Below are 20,760 nucleotides of genomic sequence, written 5' to 3' on the forward strand. Positions count from 1 at the left end.
CTCAAGAAATCCTCAGACGTTGGAACGGCGCACGGTGAGATCGCTGCGGTCGAATACCGCAGGCAGGAGGTCGACGCCAAGGCCGGGGCCTTCCATCGGGAAGACATAGCCGTCCTTGATAACAGGCATTGTGGTGACGAGTTCATTGTACCAGCCCTTGTAGAAGGCGCGCACTGATTCCTGGATCAGCGTATTGGGCTGGCTGAACGACATGTGGATGGCGGCGATGAAGCCGATCGGGCCGATGCAATCATGAGGAGCAAACGGCCGGTGATAGGTCTCCGCCATTGCCGCGATCTTGCGGCCTTCGGTGAGGCCGCCGGTCCAGCACAGATCCGCCATCACCACATGCATGGCGTCGCGGTCGAGCATGTCCTTGTAGGGGAAGCGCGAGCCCAGCGTCTCGCTGGCGCAGACCCAGACGTCGGTCGAGCGCGCATATTCGGCGAGCGCCTGCGGCGAGTTCATGCGGATCGGGTCTTCGTACCAGGTCGGCTTGTAGGGTTCGAGCGCGCGCGCGATCTGCTTGGCGGTCGGCAGGTTCCAGAGCGAATGGAGCTCGACCATGATCTCCATCTTGTCGCCGACGGCTTTCCGGATCTTCTCGAACGGTTCGATCGCCCGCTTCATCTGCGCCGCGGTGATGTAGAGACCCTTGTTCTCCTGCGCCGCGGGATCGAACGGCCAGATCTTCATCGCTGAGATGCCGCTCTCCAGAAGGCTTTCGGCGAGCGCGTCGGCGTGGTGCATGAAGCCGTCGAGATCCTCATAGGGACCCTTGGAGGCGCCGAGATTCCAGTTTGCGACCGGGCTGATATTGGTGGAGCGGACATATTGCGTGCCGGCGCAGGTGTTGTAGATGCGCTGCTTGTCGCGGCAGAGGCCGCCGAGCATCTGGTGCACCGGCTGATTGCAGACCTTGCCGAACAGGTCCCATAGCGCGATGTCGATCGCCGAGGCGGCGCGATACTCGACGCCCGTCGAGGACTGCGCCATCGGCAGGTTGAGCATGTCGCGATGGATCGCCTCGATGTGCAGGGGATTGCGGCCGAGCAGGCGGCCGGCAAACGTATCGTGGATCTGCGCTTCGACCGCGCCCGCGCCATAGAAGGTTTCGCCGAGACCGATCATGCCCGTGTCGGTGTGGACGCGCACCCAGATGACGTTGGAAAATTCCTCGGTGCGCAGCGTCTCGATCGACGTGATCTTCACGGCAACAATCCTCCCATCACAGGCGCCTCGCGCCTCAAGTCTCATTTCGCACTGCAACATGTTGCAGGTCGCGCGGACGTCTTACGCCTGCTTGTAATATATCACAACATGTTTTAAGGGTCCCACAAATAGGGCGCCACCCAGCAATGAGAGCGCGGCTTGACAGGAGGACGACATGGCACGGCGCAAGCGCGCGCTCGAGGTGGTCAGAAACGAGGACGACGGCGAGGGCAAGCCCTCCCGGCGCAACCGGCTCAACTTCTTCGAGCTGGCCTATCAGAAGATCGAAGAGCTCCTCGTCCACTGCGAGCTCAAGCCCGGACAGTTCATGACGATGCTGGAATTGCAGCAGATCACCGGCTTCGGTCGCACACCGGTGCATCACGCCGTCAATCGTCTGTCCGCCGACACGCTCATCATCATCCGTCCGCGCCACGGCCTGCACATCGCGCCGATCGATCTTGCGCGCGAGCGGATGCTGCTGGCCTTGCGCCGTGACATGGAGCGCTTTGTCGTCCGGCTCGCGGCGGATCGCGCCAGCCTGTCGCATCGCAATCAGGCGCTGCACATCGAGCGCCTGCTGCGCGAGCGCCGCGCCAGCCTGACCCTCGACGAGTTCAACCACATCGACCGCCGCATCGACGCGCTGGTGCTGGAGGCGGCCGGCGAGCCGTTCCTGGTGCACACGCTGCGGCCGCTGCACACGCTGTACCGGCGCATCGGCTACATCCACCACCGCTTCATGCCGGGCCAGGCCGATCTTTCCGGCACGATCGACCATCATCTCGCCATTCTCGCAGCCGTCGCCGGCCGCCGCGTCGATGACGCCGTGAAGGCGAGCGATGCGCTGATCGACTACATGGGCGAGATGTTCACGGGCATGGAGGCGGGGATCGACCCGCGCCTGCTCGACTGCAGCATCGAGCCGCTGCTCGGCGCGTAAAGAGTTCTGAAGAAAGGAAGAAGAATGTCGACGATGGCGATGCCACAACCGACCGCGAGCGAAGCCGCGGTCCGCTACCTGATCACGAATTACAGTCCAAAGGGTAACAAGGTCGGCTGGCTGATGATGGCCTCGATCCTGGTCGAGGCTTGGGATCTCTATTCGATCGCCTTCGTGCTGATCTTCATCAAGGAGCAGTACAATCCCGATCCGCTGATGCTGGGCCTCGCCGCGGCCGGCACGCAGGGCGGCGCCCTCATCGGCGCGTTGCTCGGCGGCTGGCTCTCCGACAAGATCGGCCGCCGCGTCATGTTCCTGGTGACGATGGTGCTGTTCATCGTGCTGGCGTTGGCGCAGGCCTTCGTGCCGAACGTGACCTGGCTCATCGTGATCCGCTTCCTGCTCGGCATTCCGCTCGGCTCGGATATTTCGACCGGCTACACCTACATCATGGAATCCATGGCCAAGGGTGAGCGCGAGGTCATGGGCAACCGCTGGCAGTTCATGTTCGCGGTCGGCGAGGTGCTGACCATCGGCGTCATCGTGATCTTCCTGCTGATCGACATGCAGCACGAGATGCTGTGGCGCGTGACCCTCGGCCTCGGCGCGGTGCCGGCGCTGATCATTCTGATCATGCGTCACGACGTGCCGGAGACGGCGGTGTGGCTGGTGCAGAAGGGACGCTACCGCGAGGCCAAGCAGGTCGCGCGCGAGATGTTCAACGACAACCTCGACATGCTGCCGAACCATGACGTGGAGGTGCCGAAGGTCTCGACCCGCGCCTTCCTCGCCGACCTAAAGCAGGATCCGATCCGCTGGCGAGCGACTGTCTACGGCTGGATCGCCTGCTTTGCGCAAGGCAGCGAGTTCTCGACCTTTGCGTTCTACCTGCCGGTGCTCTTTGTCATGGTCGGCGTGTCGAGCGTGCTCGGCATCAACCTGGTGACGATGGCGCTGTTCTGCTTCGCCGCCTTGTCCGGCTGGGTCGGTCCGCTCCTGACGCCGAAGATCGGCCACCGCGGCATCGCGATCGCCGGTTTCAGCATCGTGCTGGCCTCGCTGCTGGTCGCGGCTTTCGCGCTCTACACCGACAACAAGATCCTGCTGCCGTTTGCAGCGGCCGCCATGTTGTGGGGCCATTATTGGGACGCGTCGAACTGCATGACGATCCCGACCATGGTCGCCAAGCCGAGGTACCGCGGCACCGCCAGCGGCTTCGCCTACATGTTCGTGAAGCTGCCGTCGTTCCTGGCGATCTTCCTGTTCCCGACGGTGTTCGCTGCGATCGGGCAGGCGAATGCCACGCTGATGGTCGCGATCTTCCCGATGATCGGATTGCTCGCTGCGATCTTCATCCTGCCGGAAGTCTACGGCTACGAGAACGACTGAGGACGCACTGCCCGGTCGCGGCCGCTACGGCCGCGATCGGGCTTTTCCCGCTACGGGCTCAGGAAGACGGGATCGATCCCGGTGCCCTGGCTGAGCAGACCGATCGCCTGAAGCTGGGCGGCGTGCAGGTCGATTTCGACGATGGCGAACAGGGCCAGCAGCGCCGCGACGGAGAAGACGAGCAGGGGATGGGATGTCTCCCCTCGGCCTTCAGCGGGCGCGATGAAGCTCTGGATTTCGCGACGCAGGGAAAAGCTCTGCGGCAGCGCCTTCGATCGAATTGGCATGATGAACCTTCCTTGCCGCGGCATGTCTGAAACACGCGACAAGTGAACTCTAGCCGCGGTAGCCCCGCCGGCATTGATGCACCGCAAATAACTGCACTTGATTGCCCGGCGGGTTCGGCCGCGGCTACCTGATCGCGGCAGCCAGCGCGGCGATCAAAGCGGGCGGCGTCACCAGCAGACCGAGCTTGAGGAACGGCCAGGCGCCGACCTCGATCTTCTCCCGCCGCAGCGCGACCAGCCAGAGGATGGTGGCAAGCGACCCCGTTACCGACAGATTGGGGCCGAGGTCGACGCCGATCAGGATGGCGCTGACGACGGGCGCGGGCAAATGATCGCTGGCGGCGACCGAGCCCGCGACGAGGCCGACCGGAAGGTTGTTGGCAATGTTGGTGGCGAATGCGGTTGCGATGCCGACGCTCCAGGCCGCCTTGGGGACCGATTGCGCGACGGCTTGATGCAGCAGTGCGCTGAGCTGCCCGATCACGCCTGTTTTCACCAGTGCTTCCACCATCACGAAGAGCCCGCCGACCAGCGGCAGCACGCTCCACGACACGCCCCTCAGCACGGGCAGCGGCGATTGCCGGCTCAGCAGCAGCACGATCGCGGCCGTCGCCACGCCGCAGATGAAGGTCGGCAGGCCGAGTTGCTTGTCCAGCGCCGAGGCCGTCACCAGCACGACGCCGATCGCGACGATGCCCACGGCTGTGAGCTTGCCGCCGCGGCTGAGCTTCGGATGCGGCACGCTGCGCGCGATGGTCTCTTCCTTCAGCGCGCGGTGCTGGGTCAGGCGCAGCACGACATAGGTGAGCAGGATCGATGCCGCCGAGGGCAGGGCGAACAGGCGCAGCCATTCGGTCAAATGCGGCATTCGCGCGCCGAACACGACGAGGTTGGCCGGATTGGAGATCGGCAGCACGAAGCTTGCGGCATTCGCGATGAAGGCGCAGACGAAGAGATAGGGCAACGGCTTGGCGCCGGCCGCGCGCGTCGCGGCATAGACGGCGGGCGTCAGCACGATCGCGGTGGCATCGTTCGAGAGCAGCACGGTGACGAGGGTGCCGACGAGATAGATCAGCAAGAACAGCCGCTGCGGCGATCCGTCTGCATATTCCACCGCGAGCGCGGCGAGATAGTCGAACAGGCCCTCGAGCCGCGCCAGTTCGGCGATCAGCATCATGCCGATCAGGAAGAGATAGACGTCGACGCCTTTCTCGATGCCAACGAGTGCATCCTGCCACGGTAGGAGGCCGAGCAGCACGAGCGCGCCAGCGCCGATCACGGCCCAGATCGCCTCGGGCAGGCGAAAGGGCCGGATGATGACGCCTGCCGTCGCGGCGACGATGATGCTCCAGGCCCAGATGGCCTCATGCGGCGCGGTCGGCACGTTCAATCCTTGAGGTGGAATGGGTTCATCCGGCAGCGATAACCGATGTCGGCGGCGCTGTCTTCCCCTTCGGCCGCAGGGTTCCACGCCGCGTCTCGGGCAAGGCGACAAGGCAGACGATCGCGCCGATCGCAGCGACCGCGCCGAGCGTGATGAACGCCGCGCTGTAACCCGCGCCGACCACGACGAGGCCCGCAAGCGTCGTCGACAGCGCCGCGCCGATGCTCTGGGCGGTGACGACCGCGCCCTGCGCGACGTTGAAACGGCCGGTGCTGCGCATGAGGTCGGCGACAATGACGGGGAAGATCGCCCCGAAGATGCCGGCGCCGACGCCATCGAGAAGCTGCACGCCGACCAGCCAGAACGGATTGTCGGAGAGCGTGTAGAGCGCTCCCCGAATGGGCAGTATCAGCAGCGCAGCGAGGAAGAAGCGCTTGTGGCCCCAGCGGTCGGCCCTCGCGCCGACCAGCATCGCGAACGGCACCATCACCACTTGGGCTGCGACGATGCAGGCCGACATCAGGCTGGTGCCCATGTTCTTGTCCTGGAGCGCGAGCTTCTGGCCGACCAGCGGCAGCATCGCCGCGTTGGAGAGATGGAAGAGCAGGACGCAGATCGCGAAGATGAGCAGGGGGCGACAGGTGAGGAGCACCGCGAGCCCTGACGGCTGTTCGCTCCGTGTATCGCCGTCGTGCAGGCCGCGGGCGAGGTCGTGGTCGATGACCCGTTCGGGGATCGCAAGAATGCTGACAAGGCTTGCGATCGCCATGGCGCTGAGAAGGTAGAACACCACGGTCGGGCCAAACCAATAGGCGGAGAGGCCGGCAAGACCCGCCGCGACCGCGTTGCCGGCATGGTTGAAAGTTTCGTTGCGGCCGATCCGCCTGGTGAAAGCGGCATGGCCGAAGATGCCGAGCGAGACGGCGGCGATCGCCGGTGGAAACACCACGGCGGCGGCCTGCGCGATGCCTTGCGAGATTGCGACCGGCACGAAGCCGGGGAACAACGGCAGCGACAGCGATGCAAGCGTGACCATGATCGCGGCGACAACCATCACCAGCCGCTTCGCCCGCGTCGCGTCGACCAGCGCGCCGGCCGGTGTCTGCGCCACGATACCCGCGACTGTGGCAATCGACATCACGAGGCCGATGCGCGCCTCGTCCCAGTGCTGTTCGGTGAGGAGATAGACGGCAAGATAGGGCCCAAGCCCGTCGCGGACGTCGGCGAGGAAGAAGTTGGCCGCATCCAGCGCACGGCTGGCCCGCCTTGCCTGATCGGGGTCTTGGCTCGACATCGGTCTCTCGATCGAGGCGAGAAGCGCCCCGGCAGGAACGGAGTTCACGGCACCTTTGTTCCGCTTCAGAACTTCACCGCGAGCAGCACCGCGCCGGCGCCGATCATGGCAATCCCGGCCCAGCCCTGCGCCGTCGGCCGCTCACCGAGAAATGCGAACGCGAAGACAGCAACCAGAACGACACTGAGCTTGTCGATCGGCGCCACCAGCGTGGCGGGCCCAAGCTTCAGCGCGCGAAAATAGCACAGCCAGGATGCGCCGGTCGCGAGCCCCGACAGCACCAGGAACAGCCAGGTCCTGGACGAGATCGCCGAGGGCGCAGCGAATTGCCCGGTGAAGAACAGCAGCACCGAAAAGGCGAGCAGCACCACGATGGTGCGGATGAAGGTCGCCAGATCCGGATTGATGTTCTCGACGCCGACCTTGGCGAAGATCGCGGTCAGCGCGGCGAAGCAAGCGGACAGCAGCGCCCAGGTCTGCCAGGCGGAGAGGAGGGCGGGTTTCATGGGCTTCCTGATGGGCGCGCGGTTAAGTCGTCGTGATGTGGCTAGCTCGAGTCTAACACTCGGTGTCGTCCCGGCGAAGGCCGGGACCCATAACCACGAAAAGGTGTTTGGCGAAGAACGACGTTGTGTGTGCCACAAGAGAGATCACGTGGTATGGGTCCCGGCCCCCCGTGCGCAATTACGCACTAGGCCGGGACGACACCGTTTTTTTGTGGCCCCTCACCGCGCCACCGACAACTTCTCCGTGATCGCCTTGCGCAGGATGCGCGACAGCGATTCCACCGAATACGGTTTCTGGATCAGCTCGAAGCCGCGATGGGCGTTCTCGGCGAGCACGTTGCTGTAGCCGCTGGTGAGCACGACGGGCAGGCCCGGATAGCGCTCGCGGATGAGGCCGGCGAGCTCGACGCCGTTCATGCCGGGCATGATGACGTCGGAGAAGACGAGATCGACGGCAAATTCGTTCTCGCCGAGGATGGCGAGCGCCGCACTGGCATTGGCGACGCGCCGGACGACATAGCCGAGGTCCTCCAGCAGCTCGGTCGAGAACTGGCCGACGTCGTCGTTGTCCTCCACCACGAGCACGCGGTAGCCGCGCCCGGTGGTCGCGGCCTCGCTGGTCAGCGCTGCGGCTTCGCTCTCGGCGGCCGGGCTCTGCGCCTGCGGAAGGTAGATCGTGAAAGTCGCGCCTTTGCGAGGTGTGCTCGTCACCGCGATGTCGCCCTCGGACTGCTTGGCGAAGCCGAACGCCTGGCTGAGGCCGAGGCCGGTGCCCTTGCCGACCTCCTTGGTCGTGAAGAACGGCTCGAAGATGGCGTCGATGTACTCAGGCGCGATGCCGCTGCCGGTATCCGCGACCGAGATCGCGACATAATCGCCGCCACGCGCCGATTGCGCGCGCAGGCTCGGGATGCCCTGCACCTTGCGCACCGCGATGGTGAGGCGGCCTTCGCCGTCCATGGCGTCGCGGGCGTTGATGGCGAGGTTGATCAATGCCGTCTCGAACTGCGCGACGTCGGCGACGGTGAAACAATCCGTATCCTGAACCTCGACGCTGATCTCGATGCGGCCGCCGACCAGCGGCCGGACCAGTTGCGCCACGCCCTCGACCTGGCTGCCGACATTGAAGATCTGCGGCTTCAGCGGCTGCCGTCGCGCGAAGGCCAGAAGCTGCGCGGTCAGCTTCGAGGCGCGCTCGACGGTGTCGGAGATGGCGTCGACATAGCGGCGGCGGCGCTCCTCCGGCAACTCGCGCCGGCGCAGGAAGTCGGTCGCCGAGCGGATGATGGTCAGGAGGTTGTTGAAGTCGTGCGCGACACCGCCGGTGAGCTGCCCGATCGCCTCCATCTTCTGCGACTGCCGCAGCGCCTCCTCGCCGCGGCGGCGCTCGGTGATGTCGACGGCCTCGGGCACTGCGCCGGTGATGTTGCCGTGGCGGTCGAGCACGGGGCGCATGCCGAACTCGAAATCGCGCTCGCCGGCCGGCAGGCGCAGCCGCATCTCCATCCGCACCGCTTCGCCCCTCAGCACCGTCTCAAAGGCCTCGCGCGCGACGTCGCTCATGCCCGGGGTCCCGGTGAACCACGGCGTGTCCCAGAACGGCTGGCCGATGACGTCCCGTGCCTCGGCGCAGATGCCGGCGAGCGTGGTCTTGTTGGCGTAGAGCAATTCGCCCTTGAGATTGACCAGCCCCTGATACTGGTTGCTGGTCTCCAGGATCGCGCGGAGCCGGGCCTCGTTGGATTCGAGCTCGACGGTGCGCTCGACGATGCGCTCTTCCAGCGTCTCGTTGAGCCGCCGCAGCTCGATCTCGGCCTGCTTGGCGGCGGTGATGTCGTGGGCGACGCCGATGAAGCCGATATGCTTGCCGGTCGGATCCCAGCGCGGCTGGGATTCGGAGCGCAGCCAGCGCCATTCGCCGCTGGCGTTCTTGTAGCGCGCTTCCAGCACGAAGGGTTTGAGCGACGCTTCACCCTGGACGGATTGCTGGAGCACATGCGGCAGGTCGTCCGGATGCAGCACCTTGCGCCAGTCGAAATCGATGGCCTCCTCGTAGGGCAGGCCGACGAAGTCGACATAGGCCTGGTTGGCGAAGGAACGCTTGCGGTCGAGTTTTGTGACCCAGATCGGTACCGGCGCGCTGTCGGCGATCAGCCGAAACCGCTCCTCGCTCTCGCGCAGCGTCTCACGGGCGAGCATCTGGTCGGTGATGTCGATATGGGCGCCGACGAGGCGGATGGCGCGCCCGTCGCTGCCACGCTCGATCTTGGCAACGACACGGATCCAGCGGGTCTCGCTGTCGCTCGGACGGATGATGCGGTATTCGGCGGTATAATCCTCGCTGGTCCCGGCCAGCGCATCGAAGAAGTGTGCCACCGCGGCGTCGCGGTCATCGGGATGGATGCGGCCGACCCAGTCCTCGTGCGATTCGTCGGCGGCCTCGGGAGGCAGGCCGTGGATCATCAGATATTCCGGCGAGCGACGGTTCTTGAAGCCCTCGCGGAAGTCGACCTCGAGGCCGCCGACCTTGCCGATGCGCTGGATGCGCGCGAGCTCGGCCTCGCGCTCCTGGAGCGCGCGATAGGCATTGTCGCGCTCGCGCGCGACGTCTTCGAGGTGCTGGCGCAGCCTTTCGGCGGCGATTGTCTCTGGCAAAGGATCGTTCAAGGCGTCGGCCGTTGTGATGCGTGTGCGCACGTGCCGGACCAATATTCACACAGACAAAGCGTGATAGCCATTGCTCAAAGGGGATAGATTGTCGGAAAGGCCCGCGGCCAGCCTGAACGCGGAAAAGTCCGGTCAGCTAACGGCGGGGCTGGCTATTTGTTCCGAAGATTGGAACGATGCGTCTGCGGACGCGTCTTTGCGAGGCGCCACGACGCTCATTCATAAAACTCCGTTTTCGAAGAGGCTAAATCTTGAAGCTCTTTGTCTGCCAGTCCTGCGGCAACGTTCTCTATTTCGAGAACCGCGCCTGCGGACGTTGCGGTCACCGCGTCGCCTTCCTCCCGGAGAAGGAGACGATGTCGGCGCTCGAGCCGGACGGCGAGGCTCAGGCGGTGTCCTGGACGACGCTGGCCGACAAGGGCAGGGGACGGATGCTCTGCCGCAATGCCGAGTACGATGCCTGCAACTGGCTGACGGATCCGGGCGATACCAACGGATATTGTCGCGCCTGCCGCCACAACGGCATGGTGCCTGATCTCTCCGATCCGGCTCAACTCGCCGGCTGGCGCGAGCTGGAGGTGGCGAAACACCGGCTGTTCTATTCCCTGATCCGCTGGAAGCTGCCGCTCCAGAACCGGCAGGACAATCCCGAGCACGGCCTGATCTTCAACTTCCTCGCCGACGATCCGAACAGCGGACAGAGGATCATGACCGGCCATGACAACGGCCTGGTCACGATCGCGCTTACCGAAACCGACGGCATCGAGCGCGAGCGGCGCAGGCTGGAGATGGGTGAGCCCTACCGGACGCTGCTCGGGCATTTCCGCCACGAGGTCGGACATTATTTCTGGGATGTGCTGGTCCGCGCGGGCGGCAAGCTCGACGCATGCCGTGCTGTCTTCGGCGACGATTCGGCCGATTACGGCCAGGCCTTGCAGCGCCATTATGCCGAAGGCGCGCCGCCGGACTGGCAGCAGAACTATGTCTCTGCCTACGCCACGACGCACCCCTGGGAAGATTTCGCCGAAACCTGGGCGCACTACCTCCATATCGTCGACACCCTGGAGATGGCCTCCGAGTTCGGTATGGAGGTGCGGCCGCGGGTCGATCGCGACGGAGAGTTGTCGACGCGGCTCCGGTTCAACCCCTACGAGGCGCGGGACGTCCAGACGCTGGTCGACGCATGGCTGCCCTTCACCTTCGCCCTGAACAGCGTCAACCGCGCCATGGGCATGCGCGACCTCTATCCGTTCATCCTGTCGCAGGCGGTGGTCGCCAAACTGGACTTCATTCACGCCCTGGTGCGGGGCGTGGCCAAGGCCGGGAAGCCGTAGGCCGGCCCGGGGCTCGCCAAGCCCGTTGCCCAAGTCCGTTTTGGTCTTGCGCTGGTACGCCAGAGGGGCCGGATTTAGACCGTTGCCTCCGGCCTATTTTGATGTACCACGGGGCCACACGGCCCGTCCCAGAGGCCCCAACGGTCGGGGAAGGGTCCCGCCCAAGGTCGAGACTCAAGAAAAGCATGTTCAAACGCATCCTGATCGCCAATCGCGGCGAAATCGCCTGCCGGGTCATCAAGACTGCCCGCCGGATGGGAATCGAAACGGTCGCGGTCTATTCCGAGGCCGACCGCGATGCCCTCCATGTCGAGATGGCCGACGAGGCGGTGCTGATCGGCCCGCCGGCCGCCGCCGAGAGCTATCTGGTGATCGAGAAGATCGTCGAGGCCTGCCGCAAGACGGGCGCCGAGGCGGTGCATCCCGGCTACGGCTTCCTGTCCGAGCGCGAGGCCTTTCCGCGCGCGCTGGAAGCCGCCGGCATCGTCTTCATCGGCCCGAACCCGGGCGCGATCGCCGCGATGGGCGACAAGATCGAATCCAAGAAGGCGGCCGCCAAGGCAAAGGTCTCGACCGTGCCGGGCTATCTCGGCGTCATCGAGGACGACAAGCACGCGGTCCGCATCGCCGACGAGATCGGCTACCCCGTGATGATCAAGGCCTCCGCCGGCGGCGGCGGCAAGGGCATGCGCATCGCGCATTCGAAGGGCGAGGTCGCCGAGGGCTTCAACCTCGCCAAGGCCGAGGCCAAGGCCTCGTTCGGCGACGACCGCGTCTTCGTCGAGAAGTTCATCGTCGATCCCCGCCACATCGAGATCCAGGTGCTGGGCGACAAGCACGGCAACGTCATCTATCTCGGCGAGCGCGAATGCTCGATCCAGCGCCGCAACCAGAAGGTCATCGAGGAGGCACCGTCGCCGCTGCTCGATGAGGCCACCCGCCGCAAGATGGGCGAGCAGGCGGTCGCGCTGGCCAAGGCCGTGAGCTACGATTCCGCCGGCACCGTCGAATTCGTCGCCGGCCAGGACAAGAGCTTCTTCTTCCTGGAGATGAACACGCGCCTCCAGGTCGAGCATCCCGTCACCGAGCTCGTGACCGGCATCGACCTCGTCGAGCAGATGATCCGGGTCGCCGCCGGCGAGAAGCTCGGCCTTGCGCAGAAGGACGTCACGCTGACCGGCTGGGCCGTGGAATCCCGCCTCTACGCCGAAGACCCGTTCCGCAACTTCCTGCCCTCGATCGGGCGCCTGGTGAAGTATCGTCCGCCGGCGGAAGCCAGCCAGGACGGCATCACGATCCGCAACGACACCGGCGTGCAGGAGGGCGGCGAGATCTCGATCCATTACGATCCGATGATCGCCAAGCTCGTCACCCACGCACCCTCGCGCGCGGCCGCGATCGAGGCACAGGCGACGGCACTGGACTCGTTCTATGTCGACGGCATCAGGCACAACATCCCGTTCCTGTCGGCGCTGATGCATCATCCGCGCTGGCGCGAGGGCCGGCTCTCGACCGGCTTCATCGCCGAGGAATTCCCCAAGGGCTTTGCGGTGCGCGTGCCCGAAGGCGAGGTCGCCCGGCGGATCGCCGCGGTCGGCGCCGCCATCGATCACGTGCTCGGCGAGCGCAAGCGCCAGATTTCCGGTCAGCTTGGCGGCCGGATCGTGCAGCGCGAGCGCCGCCGTGCGGTCTGGCTCGATCGCCAGGAGATCGGGCTCGAGGTCGCGCGCGAGGGCGAGGCGATCGCGATCCGCTTCGTCGATGCCGACGGCAAGGCCGGCAATGCGCATCTGTTGCAGTCGCCGTGGAAGCCGGGCGATCCGGTCTGGCAGGGCACCATCGACGGCCACTTCGTCGCGGTGCAGACGCGCCCGGTTCCCAACGGCATCCGTCTTGCGCATCAGGGTGTCGAGGTGCCGGTCTATGTCTGGACCGAGGCCGAAGCCGCCTCGGCGCGGTTGATGCCGGTGACCACGGCCTCCGACACCGGCAAGAAGCTGCTCTGCCCGATGCCCGGGCTGATCGTCTCGATCGCGGTGAGCGAGGGGCAGGAGGTCAAGGCCGGCGAGACGCTCGCGGTGGTCGAAGCGATGAAGATGCAGAACGTGCTCCGCGCCGAGCGGGACGGCACCGTGAAGAAGATCCACGCCAGCGCTGGTGCCACGCTCGCGGTCGACGCACTGATTTTGGAGTTTGCGTAAAGAGTGCGAGTGGGGCCCTAAGCGGGCTCCACGCGCTTCGTCATTGCGAGCGCAGCGAAGCAATCCAGACTGCCTCCGTGGAAAGATTCTGGATTGCTTCGCTGCGCTCGCAATGACGGAGTATGTTGCGACGGAGTTGCACCGACCGAGACAGCACCATGGCCTTCCGTTCCCGCCGCGAAAAATTGCGATCGATCCTGTCGGGTCCTGCCTGCATCCATCCCGGCTCGGTCTATGACGCCATCTCGATCCGCATCGCCGATGATCTCGGCTTTCCGCTCGGCATGTTCGGCGGCTCGGTGGCCTCGCTCGCCGTGCTCGGCGACCCCGATATCACGCTGATCACGCTCACCGAGCTCGCCGAGCAGATGCGGCGGATGTCGCGCGCCTCCGCGCTGCCGGTGCTGGTCGATGCCGATCACGGCTATGGCAATGCGCTCAACGTGCGCCGCACCGTGCAGGAGCTGGAGACGGCGGGGGCGGCCGGCCTCACCATCGAGGACACGCTGCTGCCGGCCGCCTTCGGTGAAGCGAAGACGCAACTGATCTCGCTGGAGGAGGGCGTCGGCAAGATGAAGGCGGCGCTCAGCGGCCGCAGCGATCCCTCGCTCGTCATCATGGGCCGTACCGGCGCGGCCGCGATCACGTCGCTCGAAGATGCCATCCGGCGCGCGCGGGCATACGAGGCGACCGGCGTCGACGCGCTGTTCTTCACCGGCATCAAGTCGCGCGCGGAGCTCGAGGCCGTCGCGTCCGCCACGCATCTTCCGATCGTGCTCGGTGGTGCGCCGGAAGAATTGAATGCGCCCGATTATCTCGTCTCCCAGCGCGTGCGCATCGCGCTCCAGGGCCATGCGCCGATCGCGGCCGCGACGCAGGCCGTCCACGACACGCTGAAGGCGCTGCGCGAAGGCGCGCCGCCCAAAGCGCTCAAGGGATTGGCGCCCGCGGAATTGACCAACCGTGTCATGCGCGAGGCCGAGACGAAGGCGCGCAGCGCCGATCTGCTCGGACTAAAAGAATGAGCCGGGCGATCCTCCAGGTCATGATCCGCGGCCGCGTGCAGGGCGTCGGCTATCGTGCCTGGGTCGAATACCAGGCCACCACGAGCGGGCTCGAAGGCTGGGTCCGCAACCGCCGCGACGGCAGCGTGGAAGCGCTGTTCGCGGGCGCGCCGAACCACGTCGCCGACATGGTGGCGCTGTGCCGCCATGGTCCGCCATCCGCGCGCGTCGACAGCGTCACCAGCGAGACCGCCGGTGCGGACGAGCTGGACCTGCGCAGGGCAGGGGAGAAGTTCTCGGTTCTGCCGACGGTGTAGCTCTTCTCCCTCGCCCCGCTTGCGGGGAGAGGGTTGGGGTGAGGGGGAGTCTCCGCGGGGGCGGTGGGAGTTGAGTTTGCGGAGACTCCCCCTCACCCGGAATCCGCGCTACGCGCGTATTCCGGCCTCTCCCCGCACGCGGGGAGAGGCGAAGAGGCAGCCGAGAGTCACCTCGGCAGCTTCGCGATCGCCTCGCTCAGCTCGTGGATCTCGTAGGGTTTGCGCAGGATCGGGAAGTCGCCGCGCACGTCGGCGGCGGCCTCGCTGTAGCCGGTAGCGAGCAGGATCGGCAGGCCGGGGCGGATCAGGCGCAGATGATGGGCGAGGGTGAGGCCGTCCATCTTGCCGGGCATCACGATGTCCGAGAAGACGAAGTCGACGCCGTTTTGCTCGAGCTCGCGCAGCGCGGATTCCGCGTCGGGGACGCGGCGAACGCGGTAGCCGAGCTGCTCCAGCAGGCCGATGCTGACGACGGCGACATCCGGATTGTCCTCGACCAGCAGCACTGTGCCGCTGCCGCGGAACGGCAGCGCCTGCGCAGCTTCCCGCGCCGGCACATCCGTTCCGCGCGGCAGCAGGATGCTGAACGTCGTGCCCTTGCCGAGCTCGCTTGTGACCTTCACCGTGCCGCCGGCCTGATGCGCAAAGCCGTGCACCTGGGACAGGCCGAGACCGGTGCCCTTGCCGATCGGCTTGGTGGTGAAGAACGGCTCGAAAATCTTGTCGACGACGTCGGCGGGAATGCCGAGCCCGGTGTCGGCGACGTCGATCGCCACGAACTCGCCGGCGAGCGGCGGCTCGTCCAGCACGACGTTGCGGGCGCTGATCGTCACCGTGCCGCCGTCGGGCATCGCATCGCGGGCATTGATGAGGAGATTGAGCAGCGCAGTCTCGAACTCCGAGACGTCGGTCCTGATCGGCCAGACCTCGCGGGTGATGTCGAAGGCGAGGCGCACGGCGCTGCCGACGCCGGCGTCGAGCACCTCGCGGATCGCCCCGATGCGCTCGGAAAAATCGATCGCCTGCGGGTTGACGCTCTGTCGCCGCGCGAAGGTGAGGAGCTGGTTGGTCAGCGCGGCGCCGCGCCTGGTCGCGGTCTCGATCGCCGAGATCGCGCGCTGGAGCTTGGCATCGTCGTCGGTACCCCGCTTCAGGGTGTGAAGGCTGCCGCTGATGATCATCAGGAGATTGTTGAAATCGTGGGCGATGCCGCCGGTGAGCTGGCCGAGCGCGTCGAATTTCTGGGATTCGGCGAGCTGCTTCTGCATCGTCTCGAGCTTGAGCTGCGTGTTGCGTCGCTCGGTGATGTCGCGCGTGATCTTCGCGAAGCCGATGAGCTCGCGGTTCTCGTAGATCGGGTCGATCACGACGCTCGCCCAGAAGAAGGTGCCGTCCTTGCGGACGCGCCAGCCTTCTTCCTCATAACGGCCCTTGTCGCGGGCGATGCCGAGTGCGCGGGCGGGCTTGCCATTGGCCCGGTCGGTCTCGGTGTAGAAGCGCGAAAAGTGCTGGCCGACGATCTCGTCGGACGAATAGCCCTTGATGCGCTCGCCACCGATATTCCAGCTCGTGATGATCCCCTTGGGATCGAGCATGTACAGGGCGTAGTCGGCAACTCCTTCGACCAACAGCCGGAAACTGCGTTCGCTCTCGAACAAGTCTCTCTGCTGATTGGACTTTCTAAACATTTCGGCCACCCTGCCTCGACCGGTGCAAACGCCGAATGGGGCGCTTGGTTCCCAATCTCTGGGAAGTTTTTAGGCAAATGCAGCGGCCGGTATGCAGGGGGGGAGGCCGCCGGGAGCACTTGACACTCAATCTCATCCGTCAGATATTTCTGTTATGACAGAAATAACCGGAAAGAAGAAACTCCCCGCCGCCGTCGAGCGCTTCATCCTGCATTGGGGCGACATGGGCGACGGATGGGGCGTCAACCGCTCGGTCAGCCAGATCCACGGGCTGCTCTATCTCGCGGAGGCACCGATGACCGCCGAGGACATCGCCGACACGCTCGGCATGGCGCGCTCCAACGTCTCCAACTCGATCAAGGAGCTGCTGGCCTGGAGCCTGATCCGGCGGGTGCCGATCCTCGGCGACCGCCGCGATCATTTCGAAGCCGAGACCGACATCTGGGAGGTTGCGGCCCGGATCGCGGCGCGGCGCAAGGAGCGCGAGCTCGATCCGGCGATCACGGCGCTCAGGGCCTGCGTGTCCGATGCTGCCGACGATCCGACCATCAATCCGGTCGCAAGCAAACGGCTGAAGGAGATGCTCGCCTTCACCGAGCTCGCCGACCACTGGTTCATGCAGATGTTGAAGGTGCCGCGACCGCGGCTGGTCGCCCTGATGCGGCTTGGCGAGAAGATCGCCAACCTGCTGCCGCTGGGCAAGGCCAAATAGCGCGAGGGAGGGTGCGATGACGTCGGCTCGATTATCAGGCTCCAGCGCATCTCTTCCCATTCACACCAAACTGCTCGACGACCGCCGCTTCCGTGCGCTCCTGTCGGACGAGGACTGGGGCCGCCTGCCGCTCGCGACCTGGCGGCGCTTTTCCAAACGCGTCGCCGACGGCGACAGTGTCGTGTATGTCGGCGTGGTCGACGAGGTTGCCTTCAGCGACGCCGGCTGGTGGTTGGCGCAACTCGTACGCCTGATCGGCGGGCCATTGCCGACCGGCCGCGACACCGGCGTGCCGATGATCGTGACGGTCACCGAGGACGCCGCAAGCGGCGGCCAGACCTGGACGCGCATCTGCGCGCGCAAGCGCGGCTTTCCGCAGGTGATCCATTCCGCAAAACGCTTCGCCGGCCCGACCGGGCTCGAGGAATATGTCGGCTTCGGCGTCTCGATGGCGCTGCGCATCGCGGTCGAGGACCAGGTGCTGACCTTCCGCAGCGCTGCTTACGGCCTCCAGCTCGGACGCCTGTGGATCCCGTTGCCGCGATGGCTCACGCCGGGCGACCTCACGGTGACGCACAGCGATCTCGGCGAGGGCACCTTCCGCTTCACCCTCGATGTCACCCACCCGCGTTACGGCGCGCTGATCCACCAGTCCGTCACCTTCAGGGAGGCCGTATCATGACGCCGCTGTTGTGGATCCTCATCGCCGTCCAGATCGCGATGGGCGTGTTCGACACCTTCTATCACCACGAATTCACCGAGCGCCTGGCCTGGCGGGTGTCGCAGCGCTTCGAGCTGAAGCTGCACGGCGTCCGCAACGTGCTCTATGCGCTGCTGTTCCTCGTGCTCGGCTGGCTTGAGGTTCATGGCGCGCTGGCGCTGCTGATCGTCGCGGTGCTGGTCGCCGAGATCGTCATCACGCTGATGGATTTCGTCGAGGAGGATCTGAGCCGGAAATTGCCGCCGAGCGAGCGGATCAATCACACGCTGCTGGCGATCAACTACGGTGCCATCCTGGTGCTGCTGCTGCCGGTGCTGGTCGATTGGGCGATGCAGCCGTTCGGCGTGACCGTCGTGTATCAGGGCCTGCTCAGCATCGCCGCGACCGCCTGCGCGGTCGGCGCGGCGCTCTGCGGCGGCAGGGATTTTGCGGCGGTGCGCCGGCTCGGCCGCATGAAGTGCGTGCCGGCGGCCGGGCTCGTCGAGAAACTTCCGGGCCGCAAGACCGTGCTGATATCAGGTGCCACCGGCTTCATCGGCAGCCGCCTCGCGGCGAGCCTCAGCGGGGCAGGGCATCACGTCATCGCGCTCATTCGCAACCCGGCGAAGGCCGAGCTGCTGCCGCCGCCGGTGACGCTGATCACCAGCCTCGATCAGCTCGCCTCGGACATGCGTATCGACGCCATCGTCAATCTCGCCGGCGAGCCGATCGGCAACGGCCTGTGGACCGAGGTGAAGCGCGCCGAGATCCTGAAGTCTCGCATCGACATGACCGGCGAGGTCGTCAAGCTGATCGCGCGGCTCGACCACAAGCCCGACGTGCTCATCAGCGGCTCCGCGATCGGCTGGTACGGCCTGTGGGCCGACCAGGTGCTGACCGAGTCGGCGAAGTCGCATGCCTGCTTCAGCCATGAGCTGTGCGCGGCCTGGGAGCAGGCGGCGCGGCCCGCGGAAGAGCTCGGCGTGCGCGTGGTCTACTTCCGCATCGGCCTCGTGCTCGGCACCGAGGGTGGCTTCATCACGCGCATGCTGACGCCGTTCGAGTTCGGCCTCGGCGGGCCGCTCGGCACCGGGCGGCAGTGGATGTCCTGGATCGAGCGCGACGATCTCATTCGGCTGATCGCCTATGTGATGGCGACCCCCGATCTCGCCGGTCCCGTCAACGCCACGGCGCCGATCCCGGTCACCAATGCAAAGTTCACCGAAGAGCTTGGCCGCCGCCTGCATCGGCCCGCGGTGTTTCGCATTCCCGGTGGTCTCTTGCGCCGGATCGGTGGCGGCTTTGCCGATGAGCTCCTGCTCGGCGGCCAGCGCGTGCTGCCCAACAAGGCGCTGAGCCGCGGTTTCGTGTTCCGCCACGAGACGCTGCGCAGCGCGTTCGAGGCGATTTTGTGAGCTAGTGTTATGTCAGGCGGCGACGCTCTTGAACGTCGCCGCCACCGCACGCAGCGCCGCCAGCTTGGCGGGATCGCTGACCTTCGAATGCAGCATCACTTTCGAGCTGCCCAGCTTCGGTAGCTTATGCGCCGGCCCGATGTCGACGAGCCCGGCCGGTGCGATCCGCCGCGCCAGCGGCGCGATCGCAAGTCCGGCAAGTGCGGCCGCGACCACCGCCGTGACGCCGCCGCCGACAAATCGCTCGCGCCAGGCGAGGCTGGCCTTGTCGAGCGCGCGCACGGCGATGGCGCGGACGCCGCAGGGCGGGGCGAGCGTTGCGAGTGGCAGCGGCTCGCCCTTGGGCAGCGTGAAGCGTCGTGACGCGAACCAGCCGAACTCGTCCTCGGCGAGTTTCTCGCCGCCGCGGCGGCTGCCTTCCTGGCGTACGATCACCGCATCCAGCTCGCCCGCGTCATAAGCGTCCTGCATCTCGCGCGAGAAGCCGATGGTGACGGCGAGCGTGAGGTTCGAGGACATCGCGTGCAGGCGTTCGAGCAGCGGCACCAGCTCGGGCCCCGCTGCGTGGTCGGAGATGCCGAGCGAAAGCGACTGCGCGACGGAGGCCTCGCCGGACAATGCGCGGTCATGAGCCTCGATCAGCGCGCGGGCGCGTTCGAGGAATGCTGCGCCGTCGGCGGTGAGCCGGACCGCGCGCGGCGAGCGCTCGACGAGGCGTTTGCCGAGCAGCGTTTCCAGCCGCTGAAGCTTGAGGCTGACGGCGGCTTGCGTGGTGCCGAGCGCTTCGGCGGTGCGGGTAAAGCTCTGGAGGTCGGCGACCAGCAGGAAGGCCTTGATGGTGGCGATGTCGAGGGTGGCTGTCATTATGATAGGTTATCACTGGTATCAACAACGATAAGCTACCAAAATGACGAGGGGAGGTCTAGCTTCCCATCAACGCCGCGCAACGCCAGTGCGGCATCTTGAGGAGAACGACCATGCCCCTGATCACCGTGTCCTACACCACCTCTCGCCAGTCGCCCTCGCTGAAGGCCGACATCGCGAATGCCGTGTCCGAGCTCACCGCAAAAATCCTGCACAAGGATCCCAAGGTCACCGCCATCATCGTGAAATCGGTCGATGCCGGCGACTGGTTCGCCGGCGGCAAATCACTCGCCGAGCAGAAGCTCGCAAGCTACTGGATCGACATCCACGTCAGCGAAGGCACCAACACCAAGGACGAGAAGGCGGCTTATCTCGCCGCGATGTTCAAGCGCATGGCCGAGATCCTGGGCCCGCTGCACCCCGAGACCTATTTGCATGTCGACGAGGTCAAGAGCGACGCCTACGGCTTTGGCGGCCTGACCCAGGAGCGCCGCTACATCGCCGGCAAGCTCGAGGTTGCGCTGAAGGCGGCATGAAGTTGCAGGCCGCGGGTGAACAATCCCACCCGCGGCGGCGATTTTGATCAGCGCGTCAATTGTCTTGCCCATTGTTTGCCTGCTCACCGGGATTCCGGCTGCCATTGCAATTTGGCTGAGCGAGAAGTTTCACATACGGTCGCTTTTATTCTAGGCTTGCGTCGGCAGTGCGATCGGTGCCGCGAGTCAAACCGTGCTGTTCCGGTCGCTCACTCTTTTCAGCTTGCTGTTTGTCGTGGCTGGGTGTCTTGCCGGGCTTGACTATTGGTATGTCGCGGGACGCCACGCGGGCAGCGATCGTCCTGCA

General features: G+C 65.7%; 18 protein-coding genes. 10 read left to right on the plus strand and 8 right to left on the minus strand.

The features are described from left to right. Window positions 1-12: 12 nt before the first annotated feature. Window positions 13-1,212, minus strand: coding sequence for a mandelate racemase/muconate lactonizing enzyme family protein (locus tag XI08_RS21300; protein WP_038967093.1), 1,200 nt, complete (start codon window positions 1,210-1,212; stop codon window positions 13-15). Window positions 1,213-1,387: 175 nt separating this feature from the next. Between XI08_RS21300 and XI08_RS21305 the strand changes: the two genes are divergently transcribed. After that, entirely contained in the window at window positions 1,388-2,155 is a 768-nt protein-coding gene (locus tag XI08_RS21305; RefSeq protein WP_027549301.1) for a GntR family transcriptional regulator, read from the plus strand. Window positions 2,156-2,179: 24 nt separating this feature from the next. After that, on the plus strand, window positions 2,180-3,544 hold the full coding sequence (locus XI08_RS21310) for an MFS transporter (RefSeq protein WP_333927861.1): 1,365 nt from the start codon (window positions 2,180-2,182) through the stop codon (window positions 3,542-3,544). 50 nt (window positions 3,545-3,594) lie between these two features. On the opposite strand, the gene XI08_RS21315 is transcribed toward XI08_RS21310, so the two are convergent. From XI08_RS21315 to XI08_RS21335, 5 genes are all read right to left on the minus strand, one after another. Continuing rightward, window positions 3,595-3,831: a hypothetical protein gene (locus tag XI08_RS21315; RefSeq protein ID WP_271575835.1), complete on the minus strand. Its 237-nt coding sequence runs from the start codon at window positions 3,829-3,831 to the stop codon at window positions 3,595-3,597. A gap of 124 nt (window positions 3,832-3,955) precedes the next feature. Next, a complete protein-coding gene (locus tag XI08_RS21320; RefSeq protein WP_271575836.1) occupies window positions 3,956-5,215 on the minus strand; it encodes an arsenic transporter in 1,260 nt (419 codons plus the stop codon). Window positions 5,216-5,240: 25 nt separating this feature from the next. Then, window positions 5,241-6,509, minus strand: a complete 1,269-nt coding sequence (locus XI08_RS21325) for an MFS transporter (protein ID WP_271575837.1) — start codon at window positions 6,507-6,509, stop codon at window positions 5,241-5,243. 65 nt (window positions 6,510-6,574) lie between these two features. After that, window positions 6,575-7,015, minus strand: coding sequence for an EamA family transporter (locus XI08_RS21330; RefSeq protein ID WP_271575838.1), 441 nt, complete (start codon window positions 7,013-7,015; stop codon window positions 6,575-6,577). Window positions 7,016-7,234: 219 nt separating this feature from the next. Continuing rightward, window positions 7,235-9,712, minus strand: coding sequence for a PAS domain S-box protein (locus tag XI08_RS21335; RefSeq protein ID WP_271575839.1), 2,478 nt, complete (start codon window positions 9,710-9,712; stop codon window positions 7,235-7,237). A 221-nt stretch (window positions 9,713-9,933) separates the two neighbouring features. Here XI08_RS21335 and XI08_RS21340 point away from each other — a divergent pair, with 221 nt between their 5' ends. From XI08_RS21340 to XI08_RS21355, 4 genes are all read left to right on the plus strand, one after another. Continuing rightward, on the plus strand, window positions 9,934-11,016 hold the full coding sequence (locus XI08_RS21340) for a zinc-binding metallopeptidase family protein (protein ID WP_271575840.1): 1,083 nt from the start codon (window positions 9,934-9,936) through the stop codon (window positions 11,014-11,016). Window positions 11,017-11,201: 185 nt separating this feature from the next. After that, the gene (locus XI08_RS21345) at window positions 11,202-13,217 is read left to right on the plus strand and encodes an acetyl-CoA carboxylase biotin carboxylase subunit (RefSeq protein ID WP_271575841.1); all 2,016 of its coding nucleotides are present in this window, start codon (window positions 11,202-11,204) and stop codon (window positions 13,215-13,217) included. A gap of 158 nt (window positions 13,218-13,375) precedes the next feature. Beyond that, entirely contained in the window at window positions 13,376-14,242 is an 867-nt protein-coding gene (locus XI08_RS21350) for an isocitrate lyase/PEP mutase family protein (RefSeq protein WP_271575842.1), read from the plus strand. After that, complete coding sequence (locus XI08_RS21355; protein WP_027549311.1) at window positions 14,239-14,538, plus strand: acylphosphatase; 300 nt, start codon at window positions 14,239-14,241, stop codon at window positions 14,536-14,538. The genes XI08_RS21350 and XI08_RS21355 overlap by 4 nt, the downstream gene beginning before the upstream one ends. A gap of 167 nt (window positions 14,539-14,705) precedes the next feature. Here the strand turns inward: XI08_RS21355 and XI08_RS21360 are convergent, their stop codons facing one another. After that, window positions 14,706-16,226, minus strand: coding sequence for a PAS domain-containing sensor histidine kinase (locus XI08_RS21360; protein WP_271575843.1), 1,521 nt, complete (start codon window positions 16,224-16,226; stop codon window positions 14,706-14,708). A gap of 154 nt (window positions 16,227-16,380) precedes the next feature. Here XI08_RS21360 and XI08_RS21365 point away from each other — a divergent pair, with 154 nt between their 5' ends. The 3 genes from XI08_RS21365 to XI08_RS21375 are packed head-to-tail and all read left to right on the plus strand — an operon-like array spanning window position 16,381 to window position 19,053. Next, the gene (locus XI08_RS21365) at window positions 16,381-16,938 is read left to right on the plus strand and encodes a GbsR/MarR family transcriptional regulator (RefSeq protein WP_271575844.1); all 558 of its coding nucleotides are present in this window, start codon (window positions 16,381-16,383) and stop codon (window positions 16,936-16,938) included. 16 nt (window positions 16,939-16,954) lie between these two features. Next, on the plus strand, window positions 16,955-17,620 hold the full coding sequence (locus XI08_RS21370; protein WP_271575845.1) for a DUF4166 domain-containing protein: 666 nt from the start codon (window positions 16,955-16,957) through the stop codon (window positions 17,618-17,620). Then, complete coding sequence (locus XI08_RS21375) at window positions 17,617-19,053, plus strand: TIGR01777 family oxidoreductase (protein ID WP_271575846.1); 1,437 nt, start codon at window positions 17,617-17,619, stop codon at window positions 19,051-19,053. Before XI08_RS21370 ends, XI08_RS21375 begins: the two co-directional genes overlap by 4 nt. Window positions 19,054-19,065: 12 nt before the next feature. Here the strand turns inward: XI08_RS21375 and XI08_RS21380 are convergent, their stop codons facing one another. Further along, entirely contained in the window at window positions 19,066-19,917 is an 852-nt protein-coding gene (locus XI08_RS21380; RefSeq protein ID WP_271575847.1) for a LysR family transcriptional regulator, read from the minus strand. A gap of 113 nt (window positions 19,918-20,030) precedes the next feature. Here XI08_RS21380 and XI08_RS21385 point away from each other — a divergent pair, with 113 nt between their 5' ends. After that, window positions 20,031-20,453 (plus strand): tautomerase family protein, encoded by a 423-nt coding sequence (locus XI08_RS21385; RefSeq protein ID WP_271575848.1) that lies wholly within the window; start codon window positions 20,031-20,033, stop codon window positions 20,451-20,453. Window positions 20,454-20,760 lie beyond the last annotated feature (307 nt).

Source organism: Bradyrhizobium sp. CCBAU 11361 (genome assembly GCF_028128935.1).
GTDB classification, from domain to species: domain Bacteria; phylum Pseudomonadota; class Alphaproteobacteria; order Rhizobiales; family Xanthobacteraceae; genus Bradyrhizobium; species Bradyrhizobium niftali.

What these genes read in the sequence shown, in the direction of transcription:
- XI08_RS21305 (WP_027549301.1), top strand. Translation starts at nt 1,388, where the DNA reads ATGGCACGGCGCAAGCGCGCGCTCGAGGTGGTCAGAAACGAGGACGAC.
- XI08_RS21310 (WP_333927861.1), top strand. Translation starts at nt 2,180, where the DNA reads ATGTCGACGATGGCGATGCCACAACCGACCGCGAGCGAAGCCGCGGTC.
- XI08_RS21315 (WP_271575835.1), bottom strand. Translation starts at nt 3,831, where the DNA reads ATGCCAATTCGATCGAAGGCGCTGCCGCAGAGCTTTTCCCTGCGTCGC.
- XI08_RS21325 (WP_271575837.1), bottom strand. Translation starts at nt 6,509, where the DNA reads ATGTCGAGCCAAGACCCCGATCAGGCAAGGCGGGCCAGCCGTGCGCTG.
- XI08_RS21330 (WP_271575838.1), bottom strand. Translation starts at nt 7,015, where the DNA reads ATGAAACCCGCCCTCCTCTCCGCCTGGCAGACCTGGGCGCTGCTGTCC.
- XI08_RS21345 (WP_271575841.1), top strand. Translation starts at nt 11,202, where the DNA reads ATGTTCAAACGCATCCTGATCGCCAATCGCGGCGAAATCGCCTGCCGG.
- XI08_RS21350 (WP_271575842.1), top strand. Translation starts at nt 13,376, where the DNA reads ATGGCCTTCCGTTCCCGCCGCGAAAAATTGCGATCGATCCTGTCGGGT.
- XI08_RS21355 (WP_027549311.1), top strand. Translation starts at nt 14,239, where the DNA reads ATGAGCCGGGCGATCCTCCAGGTCATGATCCGCGGCCGCGTGCAGGGC.
- XI08_RS21360 (WP_271575843.1), bottom strand. Translation starts at nt 16,226, where the DNA reads ATGTTTAGAAAGTCCAATCAGCAGAGAGACTTGTTCGAGAGCGAACGC.
- XI08_RS21365 (WP_271575844.1), top strand. Translation starts at nt 16,381, where the DNA reads ATGACAGAAATAACCGGAAAGAAGAAACTCCCCGCCGCCGTCGAGCGC.
- XI08_RS21370 (WP_271575845.1), top strand. Translation starts at nt 16,955, where the DNA reads ATGACGTCGGCTCGATTATCAGGCTCCAGCGCATCTCTTCCCATTCAC.
- XI08_RS21375 (WP_271575846.1), top strand. Translation starts at nt 17,617, where the DNA reads ATGACGCCGCTGTTGTGGATCCTCATCGCCGTCCAGATCGCGATGGGC.
- XI08_RS21380 (WP_271575847.1), bottom strand. Translation starts at nt 19,917, where the DNA reads ATGACAGCCACCCTCGACATCGCCACCATCAAGGCCTTCCTGCTGGTC.
- XI08_RS21385 (WP_271575848.1), top strand. Translation starts at nt 20,031, where the DNA reads ATGCCCCTGATCACCGTGTCCTACACCACCTCTCGCCAGTCGCCCTCG.